Annotated in this window: 14 protein-coding genes; all 14 read left to right on the top strand. The window is 68.9% G+C overall.

Annotated features, from left to right (window positions below):
- The first annotated feature begins 30 nt into the window (after window positions 1-30).
- The 14 genes from prmC to ACFYXE_RS05050 all read left to right on the top strand — a co-directional run bounded on the left by prmC (window position 31) and on the right by ACFYXE_RS05050 (window position 13,100).
- A complete protein-coding gene (prmC, locus tag ACFYXE_RS04985) occupies window positions 31-876 on the top strand; it encodes a peptide chain release factor N(5)-glutamine methyltransferase (RefSeq protein ID WP_361167347.1) in 846 nt (281 codons plus the stop codon).
- Between the two features lie 49 nt (window positions 877-925).
- On the top strand, window positions 926-1,573 hold the full coding sequence (locus ACFYXE_RS04990; RefSeq protein WP_150172252.1) for an L-threonylcarbamoyladenylate synthase: 648 nt from the start codon (window positions 926-928) through the stop codon (window positions 1,571-1,573).
- The gene (locus ACFYXE_RS04995; RefSeq protein ID WP_389308905.1) at window positions 1,570-2,223 is read left to right on the top strand and encodes a protein-tyrosine-phosphatase; all 654 of its coding nucleotides are present in this window, start codon (window positions 1,570-1,572) and stop codon (window positions 2,221-2,223) included. The genes ACFYXE_RS04990 and ACFYXE_RS04995 overlap by 4 nt, the downstream gene beginning before the upstream one ends.
- Before the next feature lie 77 nt (window positions 2,224-2,300).
- Entirely contained in the window at window positions 2,301-3,551 is a 1,251-nt protein-coding gene (glyA, locus tag ACFYXE_RS05000; RefSeq protein WP_389308907.1) for a serine hydroxymethyltransferase, read from the top strand.
- A 130-nt stretch (window positions 3,552-3,681) separates the two neighbouring features.
- A complete protein-coding gene (locus ACFYXE_RS05005) occupies window positions 3,682-5,031 on the top strand; it encodes an MraY family glycosyltransferase (RefSeq protein ID WP_389308909.1) in 1,350 nt (449 codons plus the stop codon).
- A gap of 261 nt (window positions 5,032-5,292) precedes the next feature.
- Window positions 5,293-5,742, top strand: coding sequence for a hypothetical protein (locus ACFYXE_RS05010; protein ID WP_361167335.1), 450 nt, complete (start codon window positions 5,293-5,295; stop codon window positions 5,740-5,742).
- 276 nt (window positions 5,743-6,018) lie between these two features.
- Window positions 6,019-6,789 (top strand): F0F1 ATP synthase subunit A, encoded by a 771-nt coding sequence (gene atpB, locus ACFYXE_RS05015; RefSeq protein WP_361167482.1) that lies wholly within the window; start codon window positions 6,019-6,021, stop codon window positions 6,787-6,789.
- Window positions 6,790-6,865: 76 nt separating this feature from the next.
- Complete coding sequence (gene atpE / locus ACFYXE_RS05020; RefSeq protein WP_055564408.1) at window positions 6,866-7,105, top strand: ATP synthase F0 subunit C; 240 nt, start codon at window positions 6,866-6,868, stop codon at window positions 7,103-7,105.
- 38 nt (window positions 7,106-7,143) lie between these two features.
- A complete protein-coding gene (locus tag ACFYXE_RS05025) occupies window positions 7,144-7,692 on the top strand; it encodes a F0F1 ATP synthase subunit B (RefSeq protein WP_361167332.1) in 549 nt (182 codons plus the stop codon).
- Window positions 7,689-8,513, top strand: a complete 825-nt coding sequence (locus ACFYXE_RS05030; protein WP_361167329.1) for a F0F1 ATP synthase subunit delta — start codon at window positions 7,689-7,691, stop codon at window positions 8,511-8,513. The genes ACFYXE_RS05025 and ACFYXE_RS05030 overlap by 4 nt, the downstream gene beginning before the upstream one ends.
- A gap of 111 nt (window positions 8,514-8,624) precedes the next feature.
- Window positions 8,625-10,214, top strand: a complete 1,590-nt coding sequence (atpA, locus tag ACFYXE_RS05035) for a F0F1 ATP synthase subunit alpha (protein ID WP_361167326.1) — start codon at window positions 8,625-8,627, stop codon at window positions 10,212-10,214.
- Between the two features lie 21 nt (window positions 10,215-10,235).
- The gene (locus ACFYXE_RS05040; RefSeq protein ID WP_361167323.1) at window positions 10,236-11,153 is read left to right on the top strand and encodes a F0F1 ATP synthase subunit gamma; all 918 of its coding nucleotides are present in this window, start codon (window positions 10,236-10,238) and stop codon (window positions 11,151-11,153) included.
- Window positions 11,153-12,595 carry a F0F1 ATP synthase subunit beta gene (gene atpD, locus ACFYXE_RS05045; RefSeq protein WP_361167320.1) on the top strand — a complete coding sequence of 481 codons (1,443 nt, stop codon included), beginning with the start codon at window positions 11,153-11,155 and terminating at the stop codon, window positions 12,593-12,595. Before ACFYXE_RS05040 ends, atpD begins: the two co-directional genes overlap by 1 nt.
- Window positions 12,596-12,728: 133 nt before the next feature.
- Window positions 12,729-13,100 (top strand): F0F1 ATP synthase subunit epsilon, encoded by a 372-nt coding sequence (locus ACFYXE_RS05050; RefSeq protein ID WP_361167317.1) that lies wholly within the window; start codon window positions 12,729-12,731, stop codon window positions 13,098-13,100.
- The last annotated feature ends 6 nt before the right edge of the window (window positions 13,101-13,106 follow it).

Consider the following 13,106-nt stretch of genomic DNA (forward strand, 5'->3'; position numbering starts at 1 on the left):
ACCCTTGACGACCCGCCCCGGAGGACCAGCGTGAACCTGCTGCTCGCGGAAGTGGCCCAGGCCACCCAGCGGCTGGCCGACGCCGGCGTGCCCTCGCCGCGCAACGACGCGGAGGAGCTCGCCGCCTTCGTGCACGGCGTGAAGCGGGGCGAGCTGCACTCCGTCAAGGACTCCGACTTCGACGCCCGCTACTGGGAGACCGTCGCCCGGCGCGAGGCCCGTGAGCCGCTGCAGCACATCACCGGGCGGGCCTTCTTCCGCTACCTGGAGCTGCAGGTCGGGCCCGGCGTCTTCGTGCCCCGCCCCGAGACCGAGTCCGTCGTCGGCTGGGCCATAGACGCCGTCCGCGCGATGGACGTCGTCGAGCCGCTCATCGTCGACCTGTGCACCGGCTCCGGCGCCATCGCCCTGGCCATGGCCCAGGAGGTCCCGCGCTCCCGCGTGCACGCCGTGGAGCTGTCCGAGGACGCCCTGAAGTGGACGCGGAAGAACGTCGAGGGGTCCAGGGTCAAACTCCGCCAGGGAGACGCCAGGGACGCCTTCCAGGAGCTCGACGGCCAGGTCGACCTCGTCATCTCCAACCCGCCGTACATCCCGCTCACCGAATGGGAGTACGTCGCCCCGGAAGCCCGCGACTACGACCCCGACCTCGCCCTCTTCTCCGGCGAGGACGGCCTCGACCTGATCCGCGGCATCGAGCGCACCGCCCACCGGCTGCTGCGCCCCGGGGGAGTCGTCGTGATCGAGCACGCGGACACCCAGGGCGGCCAGGTCCCGTGGATCTTCACCGAGGAGCGGGGCTGGGCCGACGCGGCCGACCACCCCGACCTCAACAACCGCCCCCGCTTCGCGACCGCCCGCAAGGCGATGCCGTGAGGACCAAGACCTCAAGTCAGCAGTACGTTTCAGTGAGGAGTCCGGACTAATGGCACGGCGATACGACACCAACGACGCGACCGACCGTACGACCGGTCTGCGCGAGGCCGCGTCCGCCGTCCGCCGTGGCGAGCTGGTCGTGCTGCCCACCGACACCGTCTACGGCATCGGTGCGGACGCCTTCTCCCCGGAGGCGTGCGCGGACCTGCTCGACGCCAAGGGCCGCGGGCGCAACATGCCCACCCCCGTCCTGATCGGCTCGCCGAACACGCTGCACGGCCTGGTCACCGACTTCTCCGAGATGGCCTGGGAGCTCGTCGACGCCTTCTGGCCGGGCGCCCTGACCCTGATCGCCAAGCAGCAGCCGTCCCTGCAGTGGGACCTTGGCGACACCCGCGGCACGGTCGCCATCCGGATGCCGCTGCACCCCGTCGCCATCGAGCTGCTCACCGAGGTCGGCCCGATGGCCGTCTCATCGGCCAACCTCACCGGCCACCCGGCCCCCGAGGACTGCGACGCCGCCCAGGAGATGCTCGGCGACTCCGTCTCCGTGTACCTGGACGGCGGCCCGACCCCCGGCATCGTCCCGTCGTCGATCGTCGACGTCACGGGCAAGGTGCCGGTGCTGCTGCGCGCGGGCGCCCTTGACGCGGACGAGCTGCGCAAGGTGGTACCCGACCTCGAGGTGGCGAATTGACAGCCCCTGAGACGGGGCGTGGCATAGCGGGCTTCCCGGGCTCTGCGGACGCCTTCCGCATCCTCCACGTCAGCACCGGCAACGTCTGCCGCTCGCCGATCACCGAGCGGCTGACCCGGCATGCCCTGGCCGACCGCCTCGGCGACCCCCTGACCGGCGGTCTGATCGTGGAGAGCGCGGGCACCTGGGGCCACGAGGGCGCGCCGATGGAGACCAACGCCGAGACGGTCCTCGCGGACTTCGGCGCGGACGCCAGCGGCTTCATGGGCCGCGAGCTCCTGGACGACCACGTCATCCGGGCCGACCTCGTGCTGACCGCGACGCGCGACCACCGCGCGCAGGTCATCTCGATGGGGCATTCGGCGGGCCTGCGCACCTTCACGCTGAAGGAGTTCACCCGGCTCGTGCGGGCGATAGACCCGACGACCCTGCCCGACCCCGACGGGGAGGGCGTGGTCGAGCGTGCCCGCGCGCTGGTGCGGGCCGCCGCGGCCCTGCGCGGCTGGCTCCTCGCGCCGAACGTGGAGGCCGACGAGGTGTACGACCCGTACGGGGCGCCGCTGCCGTTCTTCCGCTCGGTGGGCGACGAGATCAACCAGGCGCTCGACCCCGTGGTGACGGCGCTGACCGGGGTGCCCGCGCACATGTAGCGGCGGGCCCGCGCGGACCGGACCGCGCAGGCCTACATTGGATCTGAGGTCACCCCTGCGAGGCCCCGGAGCCCACGATGACGGTCAGCACGGCACCCGCCGCCCCCGCGGCGTACACGGATCTCGACGCGCTGCGCCGCCAGGACCCCGAGCTCGCCGACATCCTCATCGGCGAGGCGGCCCGGCAGGCCGACGCCCTCCAGCTGATCGCCGCGGAGAACTTCACCTCGTCCGCCGTCCTCACCGCCCTCGGCTCGCCGCTGGCCAACAAGTACGCCGAGGGCTACCCCGGCGCCCGGCACCACGGCGGCTGCGAGCTGGTCGACGCCGCCGAGCGGATCGCCGTCGAGCGCGCCAAGGCCCTGTTCGGCGCCGAGCACGCCAACGTGCAGCCGCACTCCGGATCCTCCGCCGTGCTCGCCGCGTACGCCGCGCTGCTGCGGCCCGGCGACACGGTCCTCGCGATGGGGCTGCCGCACGGCGGTCACCTCACGCACGGCTCGCCCGCGAACTTCTCCGGCCGCTGGTTCGACTTCGTCGGCTACGGCGTGGACGCCGAGAGCGGCCTGATCGACTACGACCAGGTGCACGCCCTCGCCCGCAAGCACCGGCCCAAGGCACTCGTCTGCGGTTCGATCTCCTACCCGCGGCACATCGACTACGCCGCCTTCCGGGAGATCGCCGACGACGTGGGCGCCTACCTCATCGCCGACGCCGCGCACCCCATGGGCCTGGTGGCCGGGGGAGCGGCACCCAGTCCGGTGCCGCACGCCGACGTGGTCTGCGCCACCACGCACAAGGTGCTGCGCGGCCCGCGGGGCGGCCTGCTGCTGTGCGGGGCGGACCTCGCCGAACGGATCGACCGGGCCGTCTTCCCGTTCACCCAGGGCGGCGCCCAGATGAACACGATCGCCGCCAAGGCCGTGGCGTTCGGCGAGGCGGCGACACCGGCCTTCACGGCGTACGCCCATCAGGTGGTCGCGAACGCGCGGATCCTCGCCGAGGCGATGGCCGCCGCGGGCTTCGCCCCGGCCACCGGCGGCACGGACACCCATCTGGTTCTGGCCGATCCTGCGCCCCTCGACGTGGACGCGCACACCGCCCGCGGCAGGCTCGCCGCGGCCGGCATCGTGCTGGACACCTGCGCCCTGCCGCTGGGCACCGCCCGCGGCCTGCGGCTCGGCACCGCCGCCGTCACGACCCAGGGCATGGGCGGCCCGGAGATGGTGCGCATCGCCGCACTCCTGGCCGGCGCGGTGCGCGAGGACCCGGTCGTACGGGAAGAGGTACGCGAACTGGTGGGAAGATTTACGCCGTATCCGGGGTAGGACGGGGCGGTCGCGTCAGGGACGCACAGCTACTCGTGCAACCATCGTCGCTACCCGGAAGTCCCCAACCGTATGCGCGCAAAGCTAGGGTGTGGGGCTGAGATGGCCAGCGAGACCTGTGGGGAAGCCCGTGCGTGAATACCTGCTGACGCTCTGCATCACGGCCGCGGTGACCTACCTGCTGACCGGCCCGGTGCGGAAGTTCGCGATCGTGGCCGGCGCCATGCCGGAGATCCGCGCTCGTGACGTGCACCGGGAACCGACACCCCGGCTCGGCGGGATCGCGATGTTCTTCGGTCTGTGCGCGGGCCTGCTGGTCGCCGACCACCTGCCGAACCTGAACACCGTCTTCGAGAACAGCAACGAGCCGCGCGCGCTGCTCTCCGGGGCGGCGCTGATCTGGCTGATCGGTGTCCTCGACGACAAGTTCGAGATCGACGCGCTGATCAAGCTCGGCGGCCAGATGATCGCCGCGGGCGTCATGGTCATGCAGGGTCTGACGATCCTGTGGATCCCGGTCCCCGGCGTCGGCACGGTCTCGCTCACCTCCGGGCAGGGCACGCTGCTCACCGTGGCGCTCGTCGTCATCACGATCAACGCGGTGAACTTCGTGGACGGCCTCGACGGCCTCGCGGCGGGCATGGTCTGCATCGCGTCGGCGGCGTCCTTCATGTACGCCTACCGGATCTGGTACGGCTACGGCATCGAGGCCGCGGCGCCCGCCACCCTCTTCGCCGCCATCCTCATGGGCATGTGCCTGGGCTTCCTGCCGCACAACATGCACCCCGCCCGGATCTTCATGGGCGACTCCGGCTCGATGCTGATCGGCCTCGTGCTCGCGGCGGGCGCGATCTCGGTGACCGGCCAGGTGGACCCGGCCGCGATGAAGCTGAACTTCGGCGGCGGCCGCGACGCCACCCACGCGATGCTGCCGGTCTTCATCCCGCTCCTGATGCCGCTGACGATCATCGCGATCCCCTTCGCCGACCTGGTCCTCGCGATCGTGCGGCGCACCTGGAACGGCAAGTCGCCGTTCGCCGCGGACCGCGGACACCTGCACCACCGGCTCCTGGAGATCGGCCACTCGCACAGCCGCGCGGTGCTGATCATGTACTTCTGGTCGGCGCTCATCGCCTTCGGCACGGTCGCGTACTCGGTGCACTCGACGAGCGTGTGGATCCTGCTGCTGATCGTCGCGTTCAGCGCGCTCGGCCTGGTGCTGCTCCTGCTGCCGCGCTTCACGCCGCGCACCCCGCGCTGGGCCGAGGCCTTCGTGCCGCCGCGCTACCGGCGCCGCCGGGCCACCGTGGCGCAGGACGCGCAGGAGGCCGCGGACGCGACGCATGACGCGGAGCGTGAAGGGCAGGAGCACGGCGGCCCGGAGGACAAGACTCCGGTGACCGCGGGCGTCAACGGAGCGACTGCCATCGGGGGTCGTTCGCGCTTCCAAGAACGACGGGAAGCCGGAACGTCACGTTGACGCCGGGTTCGAAAACGCTCCAATACCAGACAAGTTGCCCCTGCGGATGCACAGACGCGCGGATTACCTCTCATGTGTGACAGTCAGCACACCAAGCAGGTAAAGACCTCATCAAATAGTTTGTGATACGGTTCACGAGATCCCGGGATAGAGCCGAAGGACCGTAGTGCGACGGTCCATTGGCCCGAGGGACCCTCTCGACCCGGGTCTACGCTCGTCCATGACGACACCCTGCCCCCATCAGTAAGCGGAGCTGCCGCCATGCCGTCTCAAGACGCCCGAAATCTCCTTCAGTCCGCCGTGCCCACGGCCGCCGTCGGCGCGATCGTCGCCGCGGTCAGCGCCGTGCTTGCGGGCGGCAAGGGAGCCATCGGCGCCGTCGTCGGCACGCTGGTCGTCATCGCGTTCATGGGGCTCGGTCTGTACGTCCTGCAGAAGACGGCAAAATCGCTTCCGCAGCTGTTCCAGGCGATGGGGCTGATGCTCTACGTCGCCCAACTCCTGCTGCTGCTCTTCTTCGTGGCCCTGTTCAAGGACACGACTCTGTTCAACCCGAAGGCGTTCGCCGTCGGGCTTGTGGTGGCCACCGTCGCGTGGATGGCCTCGCAGGCCCGCGCGCACATGAAGGCCAAGATCCTTTATGTCGACCCCGACTCCGTCAGCGACTCCGAGAAGAAGGACAAGCCGGAGAAGTCGGGGTCGTCGTCGTGAAGGGTAGGGGCGGGATAAATGGCCGTTCGAGATGCTGCTATCGTCCGGTGCCAACTGCGGCACTGCGGGCGCGGGCATCTGAGCTGACGCCTGCACGATCGCGAGGCTCGATGCCTGATTGCCGCTCACACTTCCGAAACACCAGTCCGGTGCCGACCCGCGGCCATGCGCCGCGCCGACACGACAACGAGGTTGCCGTACCTATGCGTCACGCCGAAGGAGCCCGCGGTGAGTGCTGACCAAACTGAGCTCGCCTTTGACTGGAGCTGTCGGATCATGTCCGACAACGGCTGTGGCTTCCCGGCTCCGGGCCTGCACTCGTTCCTCTTCCAGCCGATGTTCACCGTCGGCGGGTTCGAGTTCAACAAGGTCATGCTGCTCGCCCTGCTCACCACGCTCGTCGTGGTCGCCTTCTTCTACACCGCGTTCGGCAAGGCCAAGGTGGTCCCGGGCAAGCTGCAGATGATCGGTGAGGCCGGCTACGACTTCGTACGCCGCGGGATCGTCTACGAGACGATGGGCAAGAAGGAGGGCGAGAAGTATGTCCCCCTGATGGTCTCCATCTTCTTCTTCGTCTGGATCATGAACATCTGGTCCGTGATCCCGCTCGCCCAGTTCCCGGTCTCGTCGGTCATCGCGTACCCGATCGTGCTCGCGGTCCTGGTCTACGTGCTCTGGGTGTCCCTGACCTTCAAGCGCCACGGTTTCGTGGGCGGTTGGAAGAACATCACCGGCTACGACAACTCGCTCGGCCCGATCAAGTGGCTCGTGTCGTTCATCGAGTTCTTCTCGAACCTGCTGGTGCGCCCCTTCACGCACGCCGTGCGACTCTTCGCGAACATGTTCGCCGGTCACCTGATGCTGGTGATGTTCACCGTCGCCTCCTGGTACCTGCTGAACAGCTACATGATCCCGGCCGCCGGTGTCTCCTTCGTGATGACCGTGGTCATGATCCTCTTCGAACTCTTCGTCCAGGCCGTCCAGGCGTACGTCTTCGTACTCCTCGCCTGCACGTACATCCAGGGCGCTCTCGCCGAGCACCACTGAGCAGCCCGCCCTCCCAACCCCCAGATCGTCCGGTGGCCAACCCCCACCGGCCCATGAAAGAGAAGGAAGTAACGGCATGTCCGCGACCCTCGAACTCGCCGCTGGCGTCTCCGGCTCCCTCGGTTCCATCGGCTACGGCCTCGCGGCCATCGGCCCCGGCATCGGCGTCGGCATCGTCTTCGGTAACGGCACGCAGGCCCTGGCCCGTCAGCCCGAGGCTGCCGGCCTGATCCGCGCCAACCAGATCCTCGGCTTCGCCTTCTGTGAGGCGCTCGCCCTCATCGGCATCGTTATGCCGTTCGTGTTCGGTAAGTAAGCACTTCTTACTGACACTTTTCGACGAAAGGCACTGATGTGATCGCCAACCTGGTTCAGCTGGCGGCCGAGGAAGAGCAGAACCCGCTCGTCCCGCCGGGTCCTGAGCTGCTCGTCGGCGCACTCGCTTTCGCCATCGTCTTCTTCTTCTTCTGGAAGAAGCTCCTCCCGAACATCAACAAGGTTCTGGACGAGCGCCGGGAGGCGATCGAAGGCGGTATCGAGAAGGCCGAGGCCGCTCAGACCGAGGCCCAGAGCGTTCTTGAGCAGTACAAGGCTCAGCTCGCCGAGGCCCGGCACGAGGCCGCGCGTCTGCGCCAGGAGGCGCAGGAGCAGGGCGCCACGCTCATCGCGGAGATGCGGGCCGAGGGCCAGCGTCAGCGCGAGGAGATCGTCGCCGCCGGTCACGCCCAGATCGAGGCCGACCGCAAGGCCGCCGCGCAGTCGCTGCGTCAGGACGTCGGCCAGCTGGCCACCGACCTGGCCGGCAAGCTCGTCGGCGAGTCCCTCGAGGACCACGCCCGGCAGAGCCGCACGATCGACCGTTTCCTCGACGAGCTCGAGGAGAAGGCCGAGGCTGCTCGATGACAGCGCACGGAGCGAGCCGCGAGGCCCTGGCCGCCGCGCGCGAGCGCCTCGACGCGCTGACGGACAGCACCTCGGTCGACGCCAAGCGGCTCGCGGACGAGCTGGCCGCCGTCACGGCGCTGTTCGCCCGCGAGGTCTCGCTGCGTCGGGTCCTGACCGACCCGGCGCAGTCCGGTGAGGCCAAGGCCGAACTCGCCGCGCGTCTGCTGACCGGCCAGGTGGGCGGCGAGACCGCCGACCTGGTGGCCGGCATGGTCCGCTCGCGCTGGTCCGCCTCGCGCGACCTGGTGGACGCCCTCGAGGAGCTCGCCAACCTCGCCGACCTGACCGGCGCGCAGAAGACCGGCGCCCTGGACAACGTCGAGGACGAGCTCTTCCGGTTCAGCCGGATCGTCTCCTCGAACACCGGTCTGCGCGCCGCGCTGACCGACCGCGCCGCCACCGGCACGGCCAAGAGCGAGCTGCTGCGCAGCCTGCTCGGCGGCCGCGCGGAGGACGTCACGGAGCGTCTCGTCGAGCGTCTCGTGACCGCGCCGCGTGGACGTAGCCTGGAAGAGGGACTCGAGTCCCTCTCCAAGCTGGCCGCGGACCGCCGCAACCGGATGGTCGCCGTCGTCACTTCCGCCGTGCCCCTCTCGGACCGGCAGAAGGAGCGCCTCGGCGCCGCCCTGGCCAAGGTGTACGGACGCCCGATGCACCTCAACCTCGACGTGGACCCCACGGTCCTCGGCGGGATCACGGTGCAGGTGGGCGACGAGGTCATCAACGGCAGCATCGCGGACCGCATCGAGGAAGCCGGCCGCCGCGTGGCCGGCCAGTAACGCAACAAGCACGACCTACGGCCCTAGTTGGGCCGTGCAGAGGATTCCTGGGGGCTGACCCCAGACCCCCCAAGAAAACTTCGGGCCCAACAAGGAGAGCAGGGAACCCAGATGGCGGAGCTCACGATCCGGCCGGAGGAGATCCGGGACGCGCTGGAGAACTTTGTCCAGGCGTACAAGCCGGACGCGGCCTCGCGCGAGGAGGTCGGTACGGTCACCCTTGCCGGCGACGGCATCGCGAAGGTCGAGGGCCTGCCCTCGGCCATGGCCAACGAGCTGCTGAAGTTCGAGGACGGGACCCTCGGTCTCGCGCTGAACCTGGAAGAGCGCGAGATCGGTTCGATCGTCCTCGGTGAGTTCAGCGGTATCGAGGAGGGCCAGTCGGTCAGCCGTACCGGCGAGGTGCTGTCGGTCGCCGTGGGCGAGGGTTACCTCGGCCGCGTCGTCGACCCGCTCGGCAACCCGATCGACGGCCTCGGCGAGATCGAGACCAGCGGGCGTCGCGCCCTTGAGCTGCAGGCCCCCACGGTCATGCAGCGCAAGTCGGTGCACGAGCCGATGGAGACCGGCTACAAGGCCGTCGACGCGATGACCCCGATCGGCCGTGGCCAGCGTCAGCTGATCATCGGTGACCGCCAGACCGGCAAGACCGCCCTGGCCGTCGACACGATCATCAACCAGCGCGACAACTGGCGCTCGGGCGACGTGAACAAGCAGGTGCGCTGCATCTACGTCGCCGTCGGTCAGAAGGGCTCCACCATCGCCTCCGTGCGCGGTGCCCTCGAAGAGGCCGGTGCGCTGGAGTACACGACCATCGTCGCCGCCCCGGCGTCCGACCCGGCGGGCTTCAAGTACCTGGCGCCCTACACCGGCTCGGCCATCGGCCAGCAGTGGATGTACGAGGGCAAGCACGTCCTCATCGTCTTCGACGATCTCTCGAAGCAGGCCGACGCCTACCGCGCCGTGTCCCTGCTGCTCCGCCGCCCGCCGGGGCGCGAGGCCTACCCGGGTGACGTCTTCTACCTGCACTCGCGTCTGCTCGAGCGCTGCGCGAAGCTCTCGGACGAGCTGGGCAAGGGCTCGATGACCGGTCTGCCGATCGTCGAGACCAAGGCGAACGACGTGTCGGCGTTCATTCCGACCAACGTCATCTCCATCACCGACGGCCAGTGCTTCCTGGAGTCGGACCTCTTCAACGCCGGTCAGCGCCCCGCGCTGAACGTCGGTATCTCCGTCTCGCGAGTCGGTGGTTCCGCGCAGCACAAGGCGATGAAGCAGGTCTCGGGCCGTCTGCGCGTGGACCTCGCCCAGTTCCGTGAGCTGGAGGCGTTCGCCGCCTTCGGTTCCGACCTGGACGCCGCGTCGAAGGCGCAGCTGGAGCGCGGTCAGCGCATGGTGGAGCTGCTCAAGCAGCCCCAGTACGAGCCGATGGCCACCGAGGACCAGGTCGTCTCCGTGTGGGCCGGTACCACCGGTCGCATGGACGAGGTCCCCGTGGGCGACATCCGTCGCTTCGAGCGGGAGCTCCTGGAGTACCTGCACCGCAGCGAGCAGGGCCTCATGACCTCCATCAAGGAGGGCGGCAAGATGTCGGACGACACCCTGCAGGCCGTCGGCGACGCCATCGCGCAGTTCAAGAAGCAGTTCGAGACCTCGGACGGGAAGCTTCTCGGCGAGGACGCTCCGGCCGCTGCCAAGTGACGTAAGGAAGGGACCTGACTCATGGGAGCCCAGCTCCGGGTCTACAAGCGTCGCATCCGATCCGTCACCGCGACCAAGAAGATCACCAAGGCGATGGAGATGATCGCCGCCTCGCGCGTCGTCAAGGCGCAGCGCAAGGTGGCGGCCTCCACGCCGTACGCGACCGAGCTCACCCGCGCGGTCACGGCGGTCGGCACTGGCTCGAACACGAAGCACCCGCTGACGACCGAGGCGGAGACGGCGACCCGTTCCGCGGTGCTGCTCCTCACGAGCGACCGCGGACTGGCCGGCGCCTTCAACTCCAACGCCATCAAGGCCGCGGAGCAGCTCACCGAGCGCCTCGTGGCCGAGGGCAAGGAGGTCGACACGTACATCGTCGGCCGCCGCGGTCTGGCCCACTACAACTTCCGCGAGCGCAAGGTCGTGGAGTCGTGGTCGGGCTTCACCGACGAGCCCACGTACGCGGACGCCAAGAAGGTCGCGGTGCCGCTGATCGAGGCCATCGAGAAGGAGACGGCGGAGGGCGGCGTGGATGAACTCCACATCGTCTACACCGAGTTCATCTCGATGATGACGCAGACGGCCATCGACGGCCGGCTGCTGCCGCTCAGCCTCGAAGAGGTCGCGGAGGAGTCGTCCACCAAGGGCGAGATCCTTCCGCTGTACGACTTCGAGCCGTCGGCGGAGGACGTCCTCGACGCCCTGCTGCCGCGCTACGTCGAGAGCCGTATCTACAACGCGATGCTCCAGTCGGCTGCCTCCAAGCACGCCGCCACGCGCCGCGCGATGAAGTCGGCCACCGACAACGCCGGGGATCTGATCAACAGCCTCTCCCGGCTTGCCAACGCGGCCCGCCAGGCCGAAATCACCCAGGAAATCAGCGAGATCGTCGGCGGCACAGCAGCGCTGGCCGACGCGACCGCGGGGAGTGACAAGTAATGACGACCACTGTTGAGACGGCCGTTGCCACGGGCCGCGTCGCCCGGGTGATCGGCCCGGTCGTCGACGTGGAGTTCCCCGTCGACGCGATGCCGGAGATCTACAACGCCCTGCACGTCCAGGTCGACGACCCGTCGACCGAGGGTGCGAAGAAGACGCTGACCCTCGAGGTCGCCCAGCACCTGGGTGACGGCGTGGTCCGCGCGATCTCGATGCAGCCCACCGACGGCCTGGTCCGCCAGGCGCCCGTCACCGACACCGGCAAGGGCATCTCGGTGCCGGTCGGCGACGTGACCAAGGGCCGCGTGTTCAACACCCTCGGCGAGGTCCTGAACGACGACCCGTCCACGGTCGCCGACGCCGAGCGCTGGACGATCCACCGCAAGGCCCCGGCCTTCGACCAGCTCGAGTCCAAGACCGAGATGTTCGAGACCGGCCTGAAGGTCGTCGACCTTCTCACCCCGTACGTCAAGGGTGGAAAGATCGGTCTGTTCGGTGGTGCCGGTGTCGGCAAGACCGTGCTGATCCAGGAAATGATCGTCCGTGTGGCCAAGCTGCACGACGGTGTCTCCGTCTTCGCCGGTGTCGGCGAGCGCACCCGTGAGGGCAACGACCTCATGGTCGAGATGGAGGAGGCCGGCGTTCTCGACAAGACCGCGCTGGTCTTCGGCCAGATGGACGAGCCGCCGGGCACGCGTCTGCGCGTCGCCCTGGCCGGTCTGACCATGGCGGAGTACTTCCGCGATGTGCAGAAGCAGGACGTGCTGTTCTTCATCGACAACATCTTCCGCTTCACGCAGGCCGGTTCCGAGGTCTCGACCCTGCTCGGCCGCATGCCCTCCGCGGTGGGCTACCAGCCGAACCTGGCCGACGAGATGGGTCTCCTCCAGGAGCGCATCACCTCGACCCGTGGTCACTCGATCACCTCGATGCAGGCGATCTACGTCCCCGCGGACGACCTGACCGACCCGGCCCCGGCGACCACGTTCGCCCACCTCGACGCGACGACGGTGCTCTCCCGTCCGATCTCCGAGAAGGGCATCTACCCGGCCGTGGACCCGCTGGACTCCACGTCCCGGATCCTGGACCCGCGCTACATCGCGCAGGACCACTACAACTGCGCCATGCGCGTCAAGGGGATCCTGCAGAAGTACAAGGACCTCCAGGACATCATCGCGATCCTCGGTATCGACGAGCTCAGCGAAGAGGACAAGCTCGTCGTCGCCCGTGCCCGTCGCGTGGAGCGCTTCCTGTCGCAGAACACCCACGCCGCCAAGCAGTTCACCGGCGTGGACGGCTCGGACGTGTCCCTCGAGGAGTCGATCGCGGCGTTCAACGCGATCTGCGACGGCGAGTACGACCACTTCCCCGAGCAGGCCTTCTTCATGTGTGGTGGTCTTGAGGACCTCAAGAAGAACGCCAAGGAGCTCGGCGTCTCCTGAGCCCCGTAGCTCATGTCGGAGAGGGGCGGGTTGCACCCCGCACAGGGGCCGTGTCCCGCCCCTCTTCGTACGCCCACTAGAATTTGACCCAACACCCGGCTGAACCGCCGGGTGGTGACCCGAGGAGCCACCCTTGGCTGCTGAGCTGCATGTCGAGCTGGTCGCAGCGGACCGCAGTGTCTGGTCCGGTGAGGCCACCCTGGTCGTCGCGCGCACCACGTCCGGCGACATCGGCGTCATGCCCGGTCACCAGCCGCTGCTCGGTGTGCTGGAGTCGGGCCCGGTGACCATCCGTACGAGTGACGGCGGCACGATCGTGGCCGCGGTCCACGGAGGATTCATCTCCTTCGCGGACGACAAGCTGTCGCTGCTGGCCGAGATCGCGGAGCTGTCCGACGAGATCGACGTCCAGCGTGCGGAGCGGGCGCTGGAGCGCGCGAAGTCGGAGGCGGACGCCTCCGCCGAGCGGCGCGCCGACGTCCGACTGCGTGCGGCGACGCGCTGACCCCAG

The organism is Streptomyces sp. NPDC002564, from assembly GCF_042889645.1.
Lineage (GTDB): Bacteria > Actinomycetota > Actinomycetes > Streptomycetales > Streptomycetaceae > Streptomyces.